General features: G+C 42.0%; 14 protein-coding genes, 8 tRNA genes and 1 pseudogene. 12 read left to right on the top strand and 11 right to left on the bottom strand.

Features of this window, described 5'->3' with window-relative positions:
• Window positions 1-16 precede the first annotated feature (16 nt).
• Window positions 17-1,837, bottom strand: a complete 1,821-nt coding sequence (recQ, locus tag MORIYA_RS14515; RefSeq protein WP_112716232.1) for a DNA helicase RecQ — start codon at window positions 1,835-1,837, stop codon at window positions 17-19.
• 208 nt (window positions 1,838-2,045) lie between these two features.
• Here recQ and MORIYA_RS14510 point away from each other — a divergent pair, with 208 nt between their 5' ends.
• The 3 genes and pseudogenes from MORIYA_RS14510 to rarD all read left to right on the top strand — a co-directional run bounded on the left by MORIYA_RS14510 (window position 2,046) and on the right by rarD (window position 5,799).
• On the top strand, window positions 2,046-4,226 hold the full coding sequence (locus tag MORIYA_RS14510) for a hypothetical protein (RefSeq protein ID WP_112716230.1): 2,181 nt from the start codon (window positions 2,046-2,048) through the stop codon (window positions 4,224-4,226).
• 99 nt (window positions 4,227-4,325) lie between these two features.
• Window positions 4,326-4,791 (top strand): annotated as a pseudogene (locus tag MORIYA_RS14505) (thioesterase family protein).
• Window positions 4,792-4,887: 96 nt separating this feature from the next.
• Window positions 4,888-5,799: an EamA family transporter RarD gene (gene rarD, locus MORIYA_RS14500; RefSeq protein ID WP_112716228.1), complete on the top strand. Its 912-nt coding sequence runs from the start codon at window positions 4,888-4,890 to the stop codon at window positions 5,797-5,799.
• Between the two features lie 69 nt (window positions 5,800-5,868).
• On the opposite strand, the gene MORIYA_RS14495 is transcribed toward rarD, so the two are convergent.
• From MORIYA_RS14495 to lptM, 8 genes are all read right to left on the bottom strand, one after another.
• A complete protein-coding gene (locus MORIYA_RS14495; RefSeq protein ID WP_232011633.1) occupies window positions 5,869-6,513 on the bottom strand; it encodes a chromophore lyase CpcT/CpeT in 645 nt (214 codons plus the stop codon).
• 116 nt (window positions 6,514-6,629) lie between these two features.
• Window positions 6,630-8,798 (bottom strand): DNA helicase II, encoded by a 2,169-nt coding sequence (uvrD, locus tag MORIYA_RS14490; RefSeq protein WP_112716226.1) that lies wholly within the window; start codon window positions 8,796-8,798, stop codon window positions 6,630-6,632.
• 47 nt (window positions 8,799-8,845) lie between these two features.
• Window positions 8,846-9,562 (bottom strand): HAD-IA family hydrolase, encoded by a 717-nt coding sequence (locus MORIYA_RS14485; RefSeq protein WP_112716224.1) that lies wholly within the window; start codon window positions 9,560-9,562, stop codon window positions 8,846-8,848.
• Window positions 9,562-10,527: a tyrosine recombinase XerC gene (xerC, locus tag MORIYA_RS14480; RefSeq protein ID WP_112716222.1), complete on the bottom strand. Its 966-nt coding sequence runs from the start codon at window positions 10,525-10,527 to the stop codon at window positions 9,562-9,564. The genes MORIYA_RS14485 and xerC overlap by 1 nt, the downstream gene beginning before the upstream one ends.
• Window positions 10,505-11,230: a DUF484 family protein gene (locus MORIYA_RS14475; protein WP_112716220.1), complete on the bottom strand. Its 726-nt coding sequence runs from the start codon at window positions 11,228-11,230 to the stop codon at window positions 10,505-10,507. Before MORIYA_RS14475 ends, xerC begins: the two co-directional genes overlap by 23 nt.
• Window positions 11,227-12,057 (bottom strand): diaminopimelate epimerase, encoded by an 831-nt coding sequence (dapF, locus tag MORIYA_RS14470; protein ID WP_112716218.1) that lies wholly within the window; start codon window positions 12,055-12,057, stop codon window positions 11,227-11,229. The genes MORIYA_RS14475 and dapF overlap by 4 nt, the downstream gene beginning before the upstream one ends.
• A 38-nt stretch (window positions 12,058-12,095) precedes the next feature.
• Window positions 12,096-13,352, bottom strand: coding sequence for a diaminopimelate decarboxylase (gene lysA / locus MORIYA_RS14465; RefSeq protein ID WP_112716216.1), 1,257 nt, complete (start codon window positions 13,350-13,352; stop codon window positions 12,096-12,098).
• A gap of 72 nt (window positions 13,353-13,424) precedes the next feature.
• Window positions 13,425-13,637 (bottom strand): LPS translocon maturation chaperone LptM, encoded by a 213-nt coding sequence (gene lptM, locus MORIYA_RS14460; RefSeq protein WP_112716214.1) that lies wholly within the window; start codon window positions 13,635-13,637, stop codon window positions 13,425-13,427.
• A gap of 76 nt (window positions 13,638-13,713) precedes the next feature.
• On the opposite strand from lptM, the gene cyaY reads away from it, so the two are divergent.
• Window positions 13,714-14,025: an iron donor protein CyaY gene (gene cyaY / locus MORIYA_RS14455; protein ID WP_112716212.1), complete on the top strand. Its 312-nt coding sequence runs from the start codon at window positions 13,714-13,716 to the stop codon at window positions 14,023-14,025.
• A 703-nt stretch (window positions 14,026-14,728) separates the two neighbouring features.
• Here the strand turns inward: cyaY and MORIYA_RS14450 are convergent.
• Window positions 14,729-15,385: a Qnr family pentapeptide repeat protein gene (locus tag MORIYA_RS14450; protein WP_162629310.1), complete on the bottom strand. Its 657-nt coding sequence runs from the start codon at window positions 15,383-15,385 to the stop codon at window positions 14,729-14,731.
• A 940-nt stretch (window positions 15,386-16,325) separates the two neighbouring features.
• Entirely contained in the window at window positions 16,326-18,812 is a 2,487-nt protein-coding gene (locus MORIYA_RS14445) for a class I adenylate cyclase (protein ID WP_112716208.1), read from the bottom strand.
• Window positions 18,813-19,219: 407 nt separating this feature from the next.
• Here MORIYA_RS14445 and MORIYA_RS14440 point away from each other — a divergent pair.
• The 8 genes from MORIYA_RS14440 to MORIYA_RS14405 all read left to right on the top strand — a co-directional run bounded on the left by MORIYA_RS14440 (window position 19,220) and on the right by MORIYA_RS14405 (window position 20,163).
• Window positions 19,220-19,295, top strand: a tRNA-Val gene (locus MORIYA_RS14440).
• Between the two features lie 66 nt (window positions 19,296-19,361).
• Window positions 19,362-19,437, top strand: a tRNA-Lys gene (locus tag MORIYA_RS14435).
• Window positions 19,438-19,477: 40 nt separating this feature from the next.
• Window positions 19,478-19,554: transfer RNA gene (locus MORIYA_RS14430), tRNA-Met, on the top strand.
• Window positions 19,555-19,592: 38 nt separating this feature from the next.
• Window positions 19,593-19,668: transfer RNA gene (locus tag MORIYA_RS14425), tRNA-Val, on the top strand.
• A gap of 56 nt (window positions 19,669-19,724) precedes the next feature.
• Window positions 19,725-19,800 (top strand) — tRNA-Lys (locus MORIYA_RS14420).
• 40 nt (window positions 19,801-19,840) lie between these two features.
• Window positions 19,841-19,917: transfer RNA gene (locus MORIYA_RS14415), tRNA-Met, on the top strand.
• 38 nt (window positions 19,918-19,955) lie between these two features.
• Window positions 19,956-20,031 (top strand) — tRNA-Val (locus MORIYA_RS14410).
• 56 nt (window positions 20,032-20,087) lie between these two features.
• Window positions 20,088-20,163, top strand: a tRNA-Lys gene (locus tag MORIYA_RS14405).
• Window positions 20,164-20,256 lie beyond the last annotated feature (93 nt).

Raw genomic sequence — 20,256 nt, 5'->3', positions numbered from 1 at the left:
TTATTGTTCTATGCTATTAATCGTAAGCGGCTATTTTAGTCAGAAATTGACGACCGAAGCGTTCTAACTTCACATGACCGACACCGTTTATATCCAACATTTCCGCATCATTTTGCGGTTTTATCTCCGCCATTTCCGCTAATGACGCGTCATTAAACACCACATACGGCGGAATGTTTTCGCTGTCAGCAATGTCTTTACGTAACTTACGCAGCGCAGCAAAAAGTTTGCGATCATAATTAAAGTTAGCAATTCGACTACTGCGTTTTGGCGCTTTATCGACATTGGTGATCGGCTGTAATCGTGGTTCAGCTAATTCCAATTCTTGCTCACCACGTAATACCGGGCGGGCAGCTTCTGTTAATTGCAATACCGAACTACGGGTAATATTTTGTAATAATAACCCGCTATGCACTAGTTGACGTAACACACTTAGCCAATGCTCTTGCGATTTATGCTTACCAATACCAAACGTCGATAACTTGTCGTGACCCCGTTCTTTCACTCGTTGGTTTTTAGAACCTCTCAGAACATCAACGACATACGCCATACCAAATGCTTGGCCAACACGATAAACGCACGATAATGCCATTTGTGCATCTTTCGCACCGTCATAACGCTTCGGCGGATCCAAACAAATATCGCAGTTACCACAAGACCGATCATTAAACTCACCGAAATAGTTGAGTAATACCTGACGGCGACACGTTTGTGCTTCAGCAAATGCCACCATGGTATTGAGCTTATGCATTTCCACACGTTGCTGCTGTTCGTTTTCAGTTTGCTCGACCATATAACGCACGCGCATAATATCGGCCGGATCAAACATCAATAACGCTTCCGCAGGCAAACCATCACGCCCAGCTCGGCCGGTTTCTTGATAGTAGGATTCAATATTTTTCGGCAGATCATAGTGCACCACAAAACGCACATTGGGTTTATTAATGCCCATACCAAAGGCTACCGTGGCCACCACGATATCAAGTTCATCACGAATAAAGGTTTCTTGGGTATCTTGACGCTCTTGTTGCGACAACCCAGCATGGTAAGGTTTGGCATCAAACCCTGCTCGACTTAATCCTTCTGCCACTTCATCGACGCGTTTACGACTGGTGCAATAGACAATGCCACTGACACCATCTTGTTGTTTTACATAACGTTTCAACTGATCTAACGCTTTAAATTTCTCTACCAGCGAGTAACGAATATTAGGTCTATCGAAACTCGACATGCTCACTTTCGGATCATGCATTTTCAATTGATTGAGAATATCTAAGCGGGTGGCATCGTCTGCCGTCGCTGTTAATGCCATCAAGGGTACGTTCGGGAATAACTGCTTTAATTTACCTAATTCATTGTACTCGGGCCTGAAATCATGCCCCCAAGACGAAATACAATGGGCTTCATCAATGGCAAATAAACTGATCGGTAACTGCTGCAAGTATTGTAAAAAATCACCCACCATCAAACGCTCGGGTGATAAATATAAAACTTGTAAGCGGTTATTCTGTAAATCATTAAAAATTTGCGCAGACTCTTGTCTTGCCAACGTAGAATTCATATACGCGGCGGAAACCCCATTCGCACGTAAGGCATCAACCTGATCTTTCATTAACGAAATCAACGGGCTTAGCACTATCGTTAAACCACCGAGTACCAAGGCTGGTACTTGATAACATAGTGATTTACCGCCACCCGTAGGCATGATAACGAGACTATCGAGACCAGCAACTGCATGCGCGATCACCTCTTCCTGACCCATACGAAATTGTTGATAACCAAAGACACGCTCAAGCACTTCTTGCGCTGATGGTAGGGTAGAAACGGATGCAGTCATGGCGGTTCGATCTCAATATAAATAATTGGGTGTACGCAGTTCATCGAATCTGCGAATCCACGATTTTAGCAGTATATACATGCTGTAAACAAACACTAGTAAAAACAAAATAAGCATATGGGCATTAACAACATAATCCAGTCCAGAAAATTAGCCTAAGCTAAGTAGTTAATAGATAGTAACTCACTAATCGAAAAGGACATTCAACTTGAATATATTAAAACAGGTTATTTTAATTATTTGTTTTACTACTGTCGCACCGACGACTAACAGCCAAGTATTTCCATCGGCTGGTACTGCTTGGGTATTAACTGGCCAACACCAAAGTGCCACCGCACCAGATTGGCAACAACAATTTAGTACACCTGAAACCGTATCTCGCTGGGAAGAAACCCACGCTGATATTAGTATTGGCGGCCACTACCTACATCTAACAAAACAGATCGGTAGAATCGACTATATGTATAACCAAAAGTTAGAATGGAAAATGGGGGTCAAAGAACAATATCTACGCCATCAATTAGACCGAACCCAACAAGACTACGAATCACTGTTTTTACACTTCCAAAATGATACTGAGCTTGAACTACCGAAAAACACCAATGGTCATCTAACGCCCCTTTATGGTGTACCAGAAGTGGTCGCAATTAACAACACCGACCCACAAGCCACTCCAATTCAATTACTGGTTATGCCACTGACAAAACCGGTAACATTAGTCCACCAACAAACCCTGTACCTGCTTTCGTCAGAAAAGCTCGATGGCTTAACCCTGCAATTTAATATTCAAGACGAGAACGAGCAGCTTTCCTCTTCCAGCGTTAATATCGCCTACGCGACCAGTGCCATAGACAGTTCTGTATCTAATCCTACGAATGAATACCAAAATTGGCAGCCGTTAACTAAAAATACACTGAGTAATACCACCAAAATACACTGGCGACCACCCCAAACTTGGCCAAGAGTTGCATTTACCCCGGTATTAAACCCACAAATGTCAGTCGCTCACGCACGTTTTTTTGTAATCAAAATAACCATCAATACACCATCAGCAGGGCTGCAACTTACAGCCATAAATTTACCATCTTGGTATAAAATCCGCCTACATGGGGAAAAGCAGCATGTCACCATTTCAGGATGGGATCCCATTAATGATATCAATAAAGATAGTTATATTGATGATCGAGAATACGCGAAGCGTAAGAATAGACAAGCCAGTGCACGCTTCCCTTATCAAGCACGTCTCGTCCCGCTAGGACGTATGTGGAGCCCACAATCTTCATTTTGCTATACCAATTTGTTCACTGTCAGCAACCGTAAATTATTTGCTCAATATCTCACACAGCATTGGCAAGCACAGGGCTTTGTCGGTGCCTATAATGATGATTTATATCGGATCCCAGGAAAAGTGCAATTCCCGAGCATAAATGAAGGCACGGTATTGGAACTACAACTGCCTATCAAACAGGTAAGTCCATACTATTGGCAACAACTCAGCGCATTTACCCTACAATTACAACAAGCAGGAACTGAACGTTGGATAGGCGCTAATATTTCAAATTTGAACTTATTTACCGAACCCGATTTGCAACCGGTAAATAACGGGTTTAATTTCTTTGTGCGTGAAGATTATATTCACCCGAGCATGGGATTAATGCACCGGGATGGACTACTCCAACACTGGGAACATTTTGTTCTGGCTGCACAAGGGAAACGCAGCATACTGATGGCAAATATCCGAAAAGGGGGGAAAGTTAACTGGCAAGGTCATACGGCGGCCAATTGGGATCATGATAAAAGTACCAACCTAGCGATATTTTATTTATTTAATAATCCAACTCTCGATTTTTACCAGCAATGGAATAATAGCTTTTACTATTCTAGTGCCAATACCGAGACGGATAATTTCTATCAAGCAGGTATCCCTAAAAATATAGCTTACCAACCAACTAGCATGTTACGCCATGACATTGGCAAACCTATTGCAGCACCAGCTAATTATCCCGCTGTCAATTATATCGATACGGATAATAATATTATCGCCACCAGTAATGATAGCCAACTCAGCGTGAATAACCAGCTGTTACCGATTACGCCGAGCCATTGGTTTTACCTGCACCATCCAACGGCTAGCACATTCCCTTGGCAAAAAGACAAACCACCCAAGACTGCCGTGATCGCACGGCGCTATCAACAAGGGTTAATCCTCTACTACACCGATCGTCAGGGTAAAAATAAAATATTCAGTGAACAAGCAACAACGACCGTTGATTTACCGGGCCAATACCGAACGCTTAATGCGGACGGCAGCCTTGGTAAGGTTATCGATAAAATCACCTTAACCGGTTATCAAGGTGTCATTTTGATCCCAGAAAACCCATCAACATAAAATAAAATCAGCCTAAAACACGATTTCAGGTTCATAAACACTGAGACACCTTAACGTAACTCAGTGTTTATGAACAACAACGAAGCCTAGGCAGGACGCATGCCAACAATGACCGAGCAAGATGTAATTGACCAAGAACTCACTGAACAGCAAATGTTAGATTTCATCAGTGATATGTTTATAAACCAAATGCCATTTAACGATCTGCTCGGCATGCGAATTACGTATCAACATGGATGATCAGTTGATTGGTAATCCAATCCGAAAAATACTGCACGATGACGTGACTACAAGCCGCTTGATGTGGTCGGAGGCATGTTAGTCGCCGCAGCTGCCATCCCACAAATGACAATAAAAAGTGCTGCTAACTTCCATAAAAACCTAAGATCTCTGGGTACGATAGACTTACGGGTCGATTATTTACGCCCAGGTTGGGGCGATGAATTTACCGCCACCGCACAGATTATTCGTTCCGGTAATAAAGTAGCGGTAACACGTATGGAACTGCACAATCAAGAAGGGGGTTCATATTGCTTTTGGTACCGGCACTTACTTAGTCAGTTAAGTAATACTAAAGATTATTAATAGCACTATCGCTGATTATCCATCATTGTTATGCTAACCGACCTATTTATTCCTACAAAAGCCGCTGGTATAACCAATGACAACCAACAATGATACCAAGCAAGGGGTGATATTCGCCATCCTTGCTTATGTAATGTGGGGCATGGCTCCTATCTACTTTAAACAATTACACCAAGTACCAGCTTATGAAATCTTAGCCCACCGCGCGCTCTGGTCTTGCATCTTAATTGCGGTATTGCTGAGCCTATTTAGATTATGGCCGATGGTCAAGTCGGTATTATCCGTGCCGAAGAATGTGTTCTTGCTGATCTGCACATCCTTACTAATCAGTGTTAACTGGTTAACCTACATTTGGGCGGTAAATAACGATCATTTACTCGATGCTAGCTTAGGTTATTTTATTAACCCGATTATTAACGTGTTGCTTGGCATGGTGTTTTTATCTGAACGGCTGCGTAAGTTACAGTGGGCCGCTATTTTACTTGCGGTGATCGGGATCTTAATTCAAGTCATTACCTTAGGATATCTGCCTTGGGTAGCCTTGGTATTAAGTTGTAGTTTCGGCTTCTACGGATTATTACGCAAGAAGTTACATCTTAATGCACTGGTTGGCCTCTTGATTGAAACGATTATCATGTTGCCCGTGGCCGCGACGTATTTATTTATCTTCGCGGACTCTGCAACATCCGATCTGAGTGCCAACAGTATGCACCTTAATTTACTGTTACTCAGTGCCGCCTTTGTCACGACCATACCGCTATTATGCTTTAATCATGCTGCTATACGCTTACCTTTATCCACGTTAGGTTTCTTCCAATACATAGGTCCGACACTGATCTTTATTCTTGGTGTGACGCTTTATGATGAAGTCGTCAATACCGAAACACTGCTGACGTTTGGGTTTATTTGGGCTGGATTAGTGGTGTTTAGCATCGATGCTTTTAAAAACAACCGTCACCAACGAGCAAAATTAAAATCTTCATCGTGACGACTCGCGTCAGTAGACAAGTAGATATTTATCATAGCACCCGAGGTCAATTACAACCGGGTGCTTATTTTATTCGCTATCCGCATACAAATCATAATTTTCAATTTTCAAAAAAGTAACGGGAACATCAAATTGACCCGATACTAATTGACCAAACTTATTATAACCACCACCATCTAAGAATGAAATATTCACTGCCGATACCGAAAAAAATCTCGTCATAAATGGGATGCCAGTCTTCATCATACAAGAATCAGTATCGGTTTCACCTATAAATGTATTCGTCACTTTTAGCTCAATGAGTAATTCACAGTTATTACTAATACTTAACTGAGATTGAGTTAAACTCGCCAATACGTGCGGAGCATAATAAGCACCCGCAAAATCAGATGCGCGCGGAATAGAATAACTGTATAAACGAATTAAACCCGTCGGCGTGGCGACTAATTGTAAAATACGCTGACGAAATGGTTTTCTTGGTGAGCCTATAATACGGCCTTCGGCATATAACCATTCACCATCAATACGGTCTTGCCAAATAGGCAGCACTTGGAGGCCAATGTTAACTTTGCGTCCTTGAATAACATCGTTAGTCGATATATGGACGCCAACTAACCATTGCTTTAATAACGCGGTATTTTCTGATTTAAATACTGCAGTATAAGCAAATGAACTGAATAAGCACATTAGCGCGATGATACATCGTGATATCAAAATAACTCCCTGTAGCTATAGCCGCATGCGTACCGCTAACATCCAAGTTAGCGTTCAATATGCGATGATACTATCCTAAAAAATCGCGCAACTATACTATAAAAAGTTGAAGCTGACTATAGCGCCTGCAATCTAGCGTAAGATACTACCAACCATTTGCTGCCCAGTTGATCAAACTCAATTTGAATACGACATTGCGGACCACTACCTTCATAATTCATCACAATACCTTCACCAAACTTAGCATGCAGCACACGCTGACCTAATTGATAACCAGTCGACTCAAATGACATTTTTTCAGCTCCCGCACTAAAGCGCCCAAACTGGGTAGGCTGGCGAATTTGAGTTTTTAACCGGATCTCTTCAATGTACTGTTCGGGTATTTCACGAATAAAGCGTGATGGTCGATGATTCATCTCTTTACCGTATAAACGACGCGACTCTGCATAACTGATATACAGTTTCTTCATGGCACGGGTAATACCCACATAACAAAGACGGCGCTCTTCTTCCATACGTCCCGCTTCTTCCGTCGATTGCTGACTGGGGAACATGCCTTCTTCGACACCGACCATGAATACCACCGGGAATTCTAAGCCTTTTGCCGAGTGTAATGTCATCAATTGCACTGCATCTTCAAACTCATCGGCTTGGCCTTCTGCAGACTCTAATACCGCAAAAGCTAAAAAGGCCGATAACTCGGACATTTCTTCACTGTCATCGGGGATCTGAAAACTGCGGGCAGCAGACACCAGTTCCTCTAAGTTTTCGATACGTGATTGGGCTTTCTCGCCTTTCTCCAATTGATACATAGATTTCAGACCTGAGTATAAAACCACATGATCGATTTGTTCATGCAAAGCTAAGTCAGCAACATCGTTATCCAGCTCGGTGATCAGTTCGACAAACTTACGGATCGAACTCGCCGCCCGGCCAGCGATCAAATTGTTATCGAGTAGATAGATCGCCGCTTGCCACAAGGTTGAACCTTGTTCACGGCTCGCATCACGTAATAATGACAAGGCCCGATCCCCAATACCACGGGTTGGTTTGTTAATGATACGCTCAAATGCCGCATCATCATTACGGTTATTCTTCAGGCGCATATACGCCATCGCATCTTTAACTTCAAGGCGATCAAAGAAACGTAATCCACCATAAATACGGTAAGCTAATCGCTCCTGCAATAACGCATCCTCGAGCACTCGAGACTGCGCATTACTGCGGTATAAGATCGCACAGTCACTGAGTGTCCCACCTTGATCTTGCCACTCTTTAATTCGGCTGACCACAAAACGCGCTTCATCAACTTCATTAAATGCCGCATACAAGGAGATCGGTTCACCTTCTTTATCTTCTGTCCATAATTCTTTGCCCATACGCTCACTGTTATTAGCAATAAGTGCATTGGCGGCATTGAGAATATTACTGCTCGAACGGTAATTCTGTTCCAGCTTAATGGTTTTTGAACCTTTGTAGTCGGTTAAGAAGCGTTGGATATTAGCCACTTGCGCGCCACGCCAGCCGTAAATAGACTGATCATCATCACCTACGATCATTAAGTTACCGCGATCACCAGTCAACATACGTAACCATGCATATTGAATGTTATTGGTATCTTGGAATTCGTCCACTAAAATGTTAGAAAAACGATCTTGATAATGGGCTAAAATGTGTGGTTTGTGCAACCAAAGTTCGTGCGATCGTAATAACAACTCACCGAAATCGACTAACCCGGCACGATCACAAGATTCTTGATAGGCTTGATAAATCTTGATCCAGTTACGTTCAATCGGATCATAGGCTTGTAAATGCTCTGGGCGCAGACCTTCATCTTTTTTACCGCCGATATACCACATCGCTTGTTTAGCCGGCCACTGCTTCTCATCAAGGTTCATGGCTTTGATCAAACGTTTTAATAATCGCAATTGATCATCACTGTCAATGATCTGGAATTCAGCCGGTAAGCCCGCATCTAAATGGTGCGCGCGTAATAGGCGATGGGCGATACCATGGAAAGTGCCAATCCACATACCTTGCTGACGGCCTTCTAATAACTTATCAACACGGCCACGCATTTCTGCGGCAGCTTTATTAGTAAAGGTCACCGCTAATAAAGAATAAGGTGAGCACTGCTCCACCTGCATTAACCAAGCTAAGCGATGTACCAATACTCTGGTTTTACCACTACCAGCACCCGCTAAAATCAGCATACTCGATTGTGGTGCCGCAACAGCATCACGCTGTTTGTCGTTGAGGCCGTCCAGTAAGAGAGATACATCCATAATTTAGTCACCTTAGACTGTATATTTAATCAGTAGAATGGGGGGGATTATAACAGGCTTGTTAATTCATCCAAGTGGGTTATTTCAATATCCGGTAAATGACTGGCCTTGTTACTCGTCATTAGCGATTGTTGTTGGTCATTAAACCACGCTGACATAAAACCATTGCTGACTGCTCCAGCCACATCGGAGTTAAGATCATCGCCGACATGTAAGATATGTTGTGGCGGTAACGCTAATGTTTCTGCTGCTAATGAAAATAAATCAGGGTACGGTTTCATTCTCAAGCCATTACCGGGTTTTATCACTGCGGTAAAAAATGGCGTTAAACCAATTTTATCCGTATCGACATTACCATTGGTCACCGCAATTAACGGGATCTTACTCGCTAATTCAGCTAATACAGCCAAGGTATTTTCCGGCACGACAAAGTCACTGCGCACGGCCCGCACTTGGGTGGAAATAGTATTAGCGACAGACTCAGCATCTTGTTCGCTATAACCGTGACGTAAAAATAACGCGGTTAAACAAGCAATACGGATGCCACTGACATCATGTATCAAGTGCGATTGTTGATGCAGCACATGGCGCTTTAATTGTAACCAAGCATTATTATCTAAATGGGTAATGTGCGGATATTGACTGCGTAAATGCATGTGCATCCAAGCCTCGGCACGGCGCACTATCGGATAGTTATCATATAAGGTATCGTCAAGATCGAAGCTCATGGCTTTGATCTGGTGTAATCGTCGATAGAATTTCATCAGTCTTCTCTTTTCTTTTTCGCACGAGGATGAGCGGCATCATACACTTTAGCTAGATGTTGAAAATCCAAACTGGTGTAGATCTGGGTGGTGCTGATATTGGCATGCCCTAATAATTCCTGTACCGCACGTAAATCACCACTCGACTCGAGCATGTGAGTCGCAAATGAATGACGTAACTTATGGGGATTAACATGGCTAGTCAGCGTTTGTTGTTGGCCCCACTTTGCCATCCGGCTTTGTACACTACGGTGCGATATTCGACGCCGAAGCTGACTAACAAATAATGCCGGTTGCGCGTTGTCAGCATATTCACCACGTACTGCTAACCAGGCTTGTAATGCCGTGATCGCGATACTACCAACCGGTAACTGGCGCTGTTTATTACCTTTACCAATCACCCGCATGGTTTTTTCACGCAACTTAACGTCGGTTACATCCAAATTGACCAGTTCATCTAACCGCAAACCCGCCGAGTACATTAACTCCATCATGGCTTTATCACGTAACACTAAAAACGGGTCGTCAGACTCTACCGCATTAGAGACGGATAATAATTGATTAATTTCATCAACATCGAGGTTCTTCGGTAACGGTTTATGTTGGCGGGGAGCCGATACCCCTTTCGCAGGGTTGGCGGTGAGATCACCTTGTAATACCAAGTAATCACAAAAACTGCGCAGGGCTGATAATTTGGTTGCTAGACTGCGAGGTGATAAACCCAGTTTATGATTTAAGGCCGCTAACTTGCGTACCTGAGAGGCATTAAGCGCACGCCATTCCGTGATCGGTAACGTCAGCATTTGCTCGGCGAATAAGATCAGGTGGCGGCGATAATTACGGGAAGTATGTAGACTCAGTTGTCGTTCACTGGTGATATAACGTAAAAACCGTTCTATCGGTTTAAGGAGTTGTGCAGGCAGTTCACTACCTGCAGTGGTCTTATTTTTTAATGGCGTTGTCACGTGAAGGCATCAGTTGCGGTAACAGGGTAGAGATAATGCGGCAAAGCTGACCTAACAGCAAGTTATCCATGCCCACTTGATAATGATCGGCGTTAGCACTACCGATAGCGAGTAAACCATACTCCCCACGCTCGCCCAATGCCATCAATGCCATCGAGTTAACTAAGGCATCTTGACCAAACAGTAATGCTTTATCGGCGCCTGTAACAGGACCAAAATAATGATCACCCCCTGCAAACTGTTTTTGACGAATACGCACTAACTGTCCTGCTGAAATAGCGAGCGGCAGATATTGCGATTTAAGGTGAAAACAAGCTTCATTCAGATGCAAATTGACGGCCGCTAACGGCAATTGAGATTGGATCTGCGTCACCAGAATACGCTGCATTTGCATCACCGACGTGCAATTAAATAGCGCCGTATAAATATCGGCATAGATACGGAATAATTTATCATTGTCTGCAGCAATAGCGACTAACTGCTGTAACTGCAGCTCTAAATCGGCAATGCGTTGGCGTTGTCTTTCTAACCGCAATGTCACTAACGATACACAGCCTTGCGCACCATGCGATATCGCTAGCGTATCGACTAAGTCATTATTACGCACAAAAAAATCAGGATCAGCCTGCAAAAAAGCAATCACATTTTGCTCTGAAATAGCAGGGTTTGCCGCGATTAACATCGCAGCTTCAGCGTCGCTCATATATTAATTTGTCCATCGTATACATGTGTTGCCGGACCGGTCATAAATACCGGTGTACCTGGACCTCGCCATGAAATTTGCAATTTACCACCAGGCAGCTCAATACACACATCTTGGCCGAGCTTCCCTTGTAATTGACCCACAACCACCGCGGCACATGCGCCAGTGCCACAAGCTTGGGTTTCACCAACGCCACGTTCATATACCCGTAATTTGGCATGGTCCGGCGACAATATTTGCATGAAGCCAGCATTAACACGGTTAGGAAAACGCTCATGATGGGCGATCGCATGACCAAGATCGGCCAATGGTGCAGTTTCAATGTCATCGACGATGGTCACACAATGCGGATTACCTATCGACACGGCACCACAAAATACCGTGCTGTCTAACGCACGTAAAATATAGGTTTTTTCCTGCTTGGTGGCACGGAACGGAATTTTATCCGGGGCTAATTCTGGCACCCCCATGTTCACCGTAACCTGACCATCGTATTCAACCTGCAAGGAGATCTTACCGCCACTGGTACTTACCGCAATCTTGGTCTTATTGGTTAAGCCTTTATGGCGAACAAAACTAGCGAAACAGCGTGCACCATTACCACACTGCTCGACTTCGCTACCGTCAGCATTATAGATACGATAATGAAAATCAAGATCAGGATCATAAGGCGCTTCAACCACTAACAGTTGATCAAAGCCAATACCGGTATTTCGATCTGCCAAACGTCGGATATTATCATTATTAAAAAATACATTTTGAGTAACGCAGTCTACGACCATAAAATCATTACCCAGACCGTGCATCTTTGAAAACTGTATAAACATATGAACCTGTAACCCTTATTTCATTCAGTAGGTAAAATTTATTCCGCAGGTAAAATCGCTTCGTCTTTCCAGATCTCTTCCAGTCCTTCTCGACGACGGACCAAATGTGCCACATCACCATCCACCATCACTTCGGCAGGGCGACTACGAGTATTATAATTTGAACTCATGGTCGAACCATAAGCACCGGCAGAACGGACGACAATATAATCATCCATCGCGATCGTTAAATCACGGTTCTTACCTAAGAAATCGCCAGTCTCACAAATAGGACCAACCACATCATAGTTTAAACACTCACGCTCTAATGATTTGTTCACTGGTGCAATCGCTTGCCACGCACTATATAACGCAGGACGAATAAGATCGTTCATGGCCGCATCAACGATAGCAAAGTTTTTATGTTCCGTAAGTTTAATATACTCAACTTTACTGACCAAAATACCAGCATTGGCCATGATCGCCCGACCCGGTTCAAAAATAAGCGCCAGTTTACGTCCCGCTAATTTAGCTTTTAATGCCTGCACATATTCAGCCGGTTGTGGGGGTGTTTCACCATTATAAGGTACGCCCAAGCCACCACCAACATCGAGATGTTCAAGTACAATACCTTGCGCTGATAATTTATCAATTAATAGCAAAAGCTTATCTACCGCGTCTAAGAAGGGTGATAACTCGGTTAATTGTGAGCCAATATGGCAATCAACGCCTATTAATTTAATCCCCGGCATTTTACTTGCCACTTGATACACGCCTTCCGCCAAATCAATATCGATACCAAATTTATTTTCTTTCAGACCAGTCGAAATATAAGGATGGGTACCCGCATCAATATTAGGATTGACGCGAATCGATATCGGCGCCTGCACACCGCGACTCAGTGCAAGGTCATTAATACGTTCCAGTTCTGGCGTCGATTCGACATTAAAACAATGAATATTATGATCGAGTGCTAAATTAATTTCGGCGACGGTTTTACCGACACCAGAAAATACAATTTTACTTGGATCACCACCGGCTGCTATCACGCGTAATAGCTCACCACCAGAGACAATATCAAAACCCGAGCCCAAACGTGCCAGCACATTTAACACGGCAATATTTGAATTAGCTTTTACGGCATAACAAACCAAATGCGGATGCGAACCAGCAGCATCATTAAATGCATGCCAATGACGTTCAATCGTCGCTCTGCTGTATACATACGTTGGCGTACCAAATTTGTCTGCTACGTCTGCAACTGCACATTGTTCCGCAAATAACCGGCCATCATCCTGATAATTAAAGTAATCCAATGCTCTATTCCTTGTCTTTTAATTCGTAAACTAACTAACTCATTCACTGCACATCATGTGCCAATGTTATGTTTATTCTGCGTCGCTACTTAGCGTCTTACCAGCTGCGTCATTACGCTCTACACTTTCGGTAGCCGGTGTTGCTACCTGGATTTGTTTGGTTTTTTTGGCATCGGGTCCCGTGCCAGGTGCATATAAAGGACCTGAAATACCACAACCACTGAGTAAACCAGCGCTAAACATAAAGGCTAATGTAATAAATATTGTTTTTCTTGCTTGGCTCATAACCTACTCAATGATAAATTAATTCTATCCCTTATAATCGCACTGACAAAATTAAAAGCAATAGGATTAATAAAAAATGACTGATTCAGAATTCCACCAACAGGTTGACGAACTATTAATAAGCTTTGAAGAGATCATTGATGACAGTGATGTTGAACTCGATTATGAAAACAGCAACAGTATTTTGACTTTATACTGTCGTGATGGTTCGCAAATTATCTTAAACAAACAAACACCATTACACCAGATATGGGTAGCAACAAAAACCAATGGCCACCATTTCGAATTAATCCATGATGTATGGGTTGATAACCGCACTCAACAAGTATTGTCAGCAGTATTAACCGATGCAGTTAAAAATCAAGGCGGTGAAAACGTTAGTTTCTAATATGAAGTGAATACCTATGACTTAAATAATACCGGATTTACGTGACTGGTAGCGTTTATGTGATAGGTCTTGTTTGTGTGAAAGTAAATTTTAGGCAAAAGAAAAGGGCTGCACTAGTAACTAGTGCAGCCCTTTTCCGTTGTCGTAATAGCTCATATCCTTGAACTGATTGTGCTCCCTGCACTTAGACATTTACCTAATCCATTAGCTGATTTACTTTTCCCCAATCCTTTGAGTTGTTCCTTTGGCAATCCTAGCCTAACAAGTCATCCTAACCTGCTTCTCATCTCCGTCCTGGAGGTGTCCTTTATTCACTCTAAATCCGTGAGTGCTATCCTTGTAATCCACCACATCCTTGCGGTTTCATGTAGAGTGCTAAGTCATCATCCTGATGAGCTTCCTGCGTCTCTGAAAACAAATATAGCAAACCTAAAAACAATAAATAGCGATAAAAACAAATTAAATTAGTGCATGAACACTAATTATTCAGTGCGAATCGCGACAAATACCGCGAGAATAGGCTTTAAGCATGACAGTAATAGCAAAAAATCTATTCACACCCTCGGATCACACCTGAATATAGCGACGTTGTCTACCAACATAAATAGTCGATCTCTTACACGTCAATAACAACCAATAATCTCAACACCGGTATCGTATAAAGAAACCACAGTTAATCTGTGATCGTGATCACTCGATCTTATTAATCACCATGAATAATTAATCCCAACGGGGCTAACAGTTGTTCCTGCTGCCAACTGCAAATGGTCACACCGTGTAAATTAACCCGTCTTGGGTCGAGACCGGTGAGATCCACGTGACTTAAATTACAATGTTGAAGATTAAACTGCAGCCAACTCTCTTGCGAAAATTCACCACGGCTCAGATCCGATCCCTGTAATGAGGCCCCCACTAAATTACAGCCCGTCCAACGATTTTCATATAATTCACATTTTTCGAGCAGCTGATCAGCCAAATTGGCATAACTCAAATTACACTGAGTAATGTACGCAGAACAAAAGAAGGACTTTTGAGTAATGTAATTAGCAAAACTAGCGCGATTAAAGTCTACGCCTTTCAAATTACAGCCACGAAATTCAATGCCAAAACACTCAGCCCCAACAAACTGACTCATATTTAAATCGCAGTTCTTAAAACTCGCGCCTTTTAAATCGGCATAATCGAATCGGCAGCCTGAGATGTTACCAGATTCAAAAAATTGGCAATCAATAAACTGTGCATCACTGAGCTGCGCATGATTAAAATTACAACGGTAAAATGCACAGCGAGTAAAGATCATCGATTCTAAATCTTGATCTGTAAAATCTGCTTCAATAAAGGTATTATCGGTCGTCTTCATCATCTCGTTCTCTTGCTCGAATTAGCATCAGATTACTATCAATACAGGCATCTGACCTAGCACTATTATATGCGTTACTTTAAATAAATACAGGTTAATAAAACTGCCATTTTGAGTGGGGTAACTACGCTGTAGAGAAGATAAAATGAATATAACTGGATGGCAATCGAATGTTCAACAACTGTTCATGTAAGCGTTGTTAAGCACTATCACAGTGCATGGTAATAAATGAGCGATAACGGCAAGAGATCGTACGATAAACCAGCAAGGTACACGCCTGGTTATCATTGAAATAAAAGCAGAAATAAAACCGCAGATAAAAGAAAAGGACGGCATAAATGCCGTCCTTAAGTAGTCATGTAGCCCAATCCTTGAACTTATGTTGCTCCCTGCAAATTGACTTACCTAATTTCCTTTAGGTTTAACTCCCAATCCATCGGGTTTTTATTATTACCATCCTGGTACAATAAATCATGCCGATTTATTTCCTCTCCATCCTAGAGGTGTCCTTTATACTCATATCCGTTGAGTGTCCATCGCATCTTCATCCTGAAGACTTTTCCTTGCAACCACATCCTGTGGTAAATCCTATTCGATAATCCATATCTAGTCAGTAATCCTTACCAACTATATTATGCGTCCTTACGGATACCTACTATAGAGAAATCCAATATTACCGCAACACGGCAATTACATTATTTTCAAAATAAATACAAGATCTAGCTCACTAAAATAAACAAGACATTTAATATCAATGCTTTATAATTAAAGTAAGGGTGTATCTCATGAGTGAAAACGAATATGACTATAATAGATAAACGTCATATTCACATACTATAAATGGGCGATGTCTTACAGTACGTAAATAAACTAAAAAATAACGTTAGCCGTTTTCAATAAAACCAACTAAGTAGTGAAGATTATTTATATAAAATGGGGGTTATTTAGTAGATACGTAAGGAATGACTTTTAATTCTTTATTTTCGGAATAAACGATATCGTAAAATTGCGGTAAGTTGAAATTAGCAAAGGCGCCTTCGTTACGAGATTCTTCCTGAGAGTTGGTATAAAAACGGTGTACACCTTTGATCAGCTCATCTTTATTGCCACTTAAATGCTGGTAAGTTTCTACGCGATTTGCTTCATCAACAATATAAACGTTAAAGCCATTTTTATAATTCTCGAAAAAGAACTGCACTAACCCTTCTGATGAATGTGACTCCACCGCTAATGGCGTGCCTGCTGCCGTGGTGGTTTTATCAATGCGTAGCGGCATTTTCTGTAACTTACGCTCTGAAATATGGTTATACAGATCCAAAGAGTTTTCAAGTTTACGAATAGACACACCACGGCGCTCAAAATAAATGCCAAAACGGTCATCACTAATGGTGATAATTTTGACGATCTGATCTTTATCACGTTGTAAGCGGGTACTAATACAATCTCGCACCAAGCGTTCGAAACTATGCCGGATCAGACCACGAAAATGTAAACTGTAGCAAAATACTTTAATGGAATCGGGTTCAGTCGCATCTTGATGCATCTTGCCCATGATCGTGGTTAATGCATCAACAATACGTTCTTCACCAGAAAAATGCAGCGTGCGTACTTCATTCCAAGAATTACGATAAATCAGATCGATACTACCGACTAGGCAAGCTTTACAATCACCAAATGAGAATACATCACTGGTATTGGTATCAAATTCAATAATACGGCCACCCCAATGGTTAGTCGGGTCATATTCTAAATTCAAAAATATGGATAAGTCGCGGATTTCACAAGGGCGGCTTAATGCTTGATTCGATGCTAGTGTTGCTCGAATAGGAAATTTATTTTTAAGATCTTTGCAGAATGAATTCAATACATCGCTATTCATATCTGAATCTTGATTAAAAATATCAACTTGAGTGTTATCCACCATCAAGCCATTGAAGTAACTCCATGCCACCAACTTACTCAGATAACCGTTATGCTCTAAAGGTTTACGACCCACAATCTGCATTGGATCTAACGATGAGTTATATAAATACCAACCAGCATTATTAAAGCGGCCATTGGGTACTTGCACAAAACTGAGTTGTGGTTCGGATAAGTCTGGTGAGATCTGGGGGTTAATGTACGTCACTTTGCCCGGCAGAGACTCAAACGCAGCGTATAACTTACGCGATAAGATACCGATATCTGCTGGATTAATCGATTCACTAATATTATTACGACGGGCAAAACCAATCAGATTACGATAACCCTTCATCATGGCATCAAGTAATTCGGGATGTGCTTCTTGTACTTGTTCGATCTTCCAATTATCACGATTATCCAGATGGGCAATACGATCAGGGTGCCAATTCCATTCACTAATGACTTCAGCAACAGAGGTGCGATGCCATTCTGGGCGCGCTAGTTTTTCTGCCGCGCAATTACCACTGAACATTTTCAAGTAAAAACAGCGACGTAATAAATCAACGCGAGCATGATCACCGATTTTTTCTAGATAAGCCGTTACTTTGATTAAGATTTGGTAATAAGTGTCGTGCGACAGATCCAATTGTTGTGAAGACGCCAATTGAAAATTTTCTTTCATTATTTGCGATAACAAACGGTTATTTGGGTATTCCGCCGAGTAAGCTTCCATTAATAAGGTTTTCAATACCGCCTTATAAGGAGAATCAATGCCTTTATAGAGCTGCCACAACGCTGAACCAAAATATTCTTCAGCGGGGATACACGGGAAACCACCTAAATCGACCCAGTCTTCGCGATCAATGACACCAGCAGCAACCAATTCATCCACATAACCATCATAATTATTATCAAATTCAACCGGTAAAATATGCCAAAGGCTTGGTTTACCTGCGATCCGCAGTGCACTACGATAAAACTCGTCGAGTAATAAGAAATGCTGAGCACTGCCACAACTTTCCTTCGTCATCACTGCATTATTCACTTTTCTAAATTTATCTTCAGCAATCAAGAAAAAGTTAACTTCCACATTAAAGGTCTCAGCCCACGCGGTTATCAGTGTGCATTTTTGCTCTAATAACTGCGCATCCTCATCACTCATGACCGGATCATGACATACCCAAATATCTAAATCACTACGCCAATTTTGACCAATGGAACCGGTACTCCCCATCGCATATAAGCTATATATTGGTGAACACGTGACACATTTGTCATCATCTAGTGCTACATTTAATGAGGTTAAATAATCTTGTTGTTGTTCATCTGGGGTAAATAAGCAGATGCCGGTGGGTACTGCACCATCAAGATAGACAGGTAGGTTAGGGTGATTACAATGCAGTAAAAGCGGTAAAATAGCTGTCACTTTACGCCCGTTATCATCCATTAAGGATAAGGCGCGATCAAGTCTAAGTTGATTGAACAACTCAGCTTTATGTTTCAGTTCAGCAATTTTATTCTGCAAAATAAAACCTTCAATGAGAGAAACTATGCTTAAATTCTGTTGTTTTTTACAATAAAATTTAGCCTATAAAGGCAGGCATAGAAGTGTGATGATGCTAACAGTTTTATAGATAAGGGTAAACTTATTAGCGCCGAAATAGTCACATTATTAATGTAGGATTAGGGTAACTTGGTATTCATATTATTGTGCCGTTCGTTAATTTTTTTCCTACTATTAGAAAGGCTGTTGTAAACAAAGCAATTACGCGCACTTTGTAAACAAAGAGCAGTAAAAAAGATCGCAAGCAACCAATTTAAATAAAATAATTGATTTAGGGGTTGCATAAACATTTGGATCTGGATAATATCTGCCACCTTGATTAGGGGCGTTGCTTAAAAACAACGTTTCCAACATTAATCGAAAGTATGGGGTCCTTAGCTCAGTTGGGAGAGCATCGCCCTTACAAGGCGAGGGTCACTGGTTCAAGCCCAGTAGGACCCACCATATATTAAGTCTGGTTATATCTTTTATAAGATAAGTAACGGGATTTACGATGAAGAAAGAATTCGGGGGCTGTTAGCTCAGTTGGTAGAGCAGTTGACTTTTAATCAATTGGTCGAAGGTTCAAATCCTTCACAGCCCACCACTTTCTTTATTATTTACTTTTAAAGTAAACTCAGCATTGTCGCGGGATGGAGCAGTCTGGTAGCTCGTCGGGCTCATAACCCGAAGGTCGTAGGTTCAAATCCTGCTCCCGCAACCAGTTTAAACGATAGCCACAACTATCGCTAAAAATAATGTGGGTCCTTAGCTCAGTTGGGAGAGCATCGCCCTTACAAGGCGAGGGTCACTGGTTCAAGCCCAGTAGGACCCACCACTTAAATTGTGGTGTTTATGTCATAAGGCATGAAGCTATAAAAAGAAAGAATACGGGGGCTGTTAGCTCAGTTGGTAGAGCAGTTGACTTTTAATCAATTGGTCGAAGGTTCAAATCCTTCACAGCCCACCACTTTCTTTATTATTTACTTTTAAAGTAAACTCAGCATTGTCGCGGGATGGAGCAGTCTGGTAGCTCGTCGGGCTCATAACCCGAAGGTCGTAGGTTCAAATCCTGCTCCCGCAACCAGTTTAAACGATAGCCACAACTATCGCTAAAAATAATGTGGGTCCTTAGCTCAGTTGGGAGAGCATCGCCCTTACAAGGCGAGGGTCACTGGTTCAAGCCCAGTAGGACCCACCACTTAAATTGTGGTGTTTATGTCATAAGGCATGAAGCTATAAAAAGAAAGAATACGGGGGCTGTTAGCTCAGTTGGTAGAGCAGTTGACTTTTAATCAATTGGTCGAAGGTTCAAATCCTTCACAGCCCACCACTTTCTTACCTGAATAAATAAAGAAACCTCGTTTATCGAGGTTTTTTTATACCTAAAATTTACCGCGTAATATCCCCATCTCAACACTTGACC

The organism is Moritella yayanosii, assembly GCF_900465055.1.
In the GTDB taxonomy this organism is placed as follows: Bacteria; Pseudomonadota; Gammaproteobacteria; order Enterobacterales; family Moritellaceae; genus Moritella; species Moritella yayanosii.
The sequence above is the reverse complement of the archived record's forward strand: the minus strand, read 5'-3'. Positions and strand labels throughout refer to the sequence as shown.

Coding starts and splice junctions, on each gene's coding strand:
- recQ (WP_112716232.1), bottom strand. CDS start 1,837: ATGACTGCATCCGTTTCTACCCTACCATCAGCGCAAGAAGTGCTTGAG.
- rarD (WP_112716228.1), top strand. CDS start 4,888: ATGACAACCAACAATGATACCAAGCAAGGGGTGATATTCGCCATCCTT.
- uvrD (WP_112716226.1), bottom strand. CDS start 8,798: ATGGATGTATCTCTCTTACTGGACGGCCTCAACGACAAACAGCGTGAT.
- MORIYA_RS14485 (WP_112716224.1), bottom strand. CDS start 9,562: ATGAAATTCTATCGACGATTACACCAGATCAAAGCCATGAGCTTCGAT.
- MORIYA_RS14475 (WP_112716220.1), bottom strand. CDS start 11,230: ATGAGCGACGCTGAAGCTGCGATGTTAATCGCGGCAAACCCTGCTATT.
- dapF (WP_112716218.1), bottom strand. CDS start 12,057: ATGTTTATACAGTTTTCAAAGATGCACGGTCTGGGTAATGATTTTATG.
- lptM (WP_112716214.1), bottom strand. CDS start 13,637: ATGAGCCAAGCAAGAAAAACAATATTTATTACATTAGCCTTTATGTTT.
- cyaY (WP_112716212.1), top strand. CDS start 13,714: ATGACTGATTCAGAATTCCACCAACAGGTTGACGAACTATTAATAAGC.
- MORIYA_RS14450 (WP_162629310.1), bottom strand. CDS start 15,385: ATGAAGACGACCGATAATACCTTTATTGAAGCAGATTTTACAGATCAA.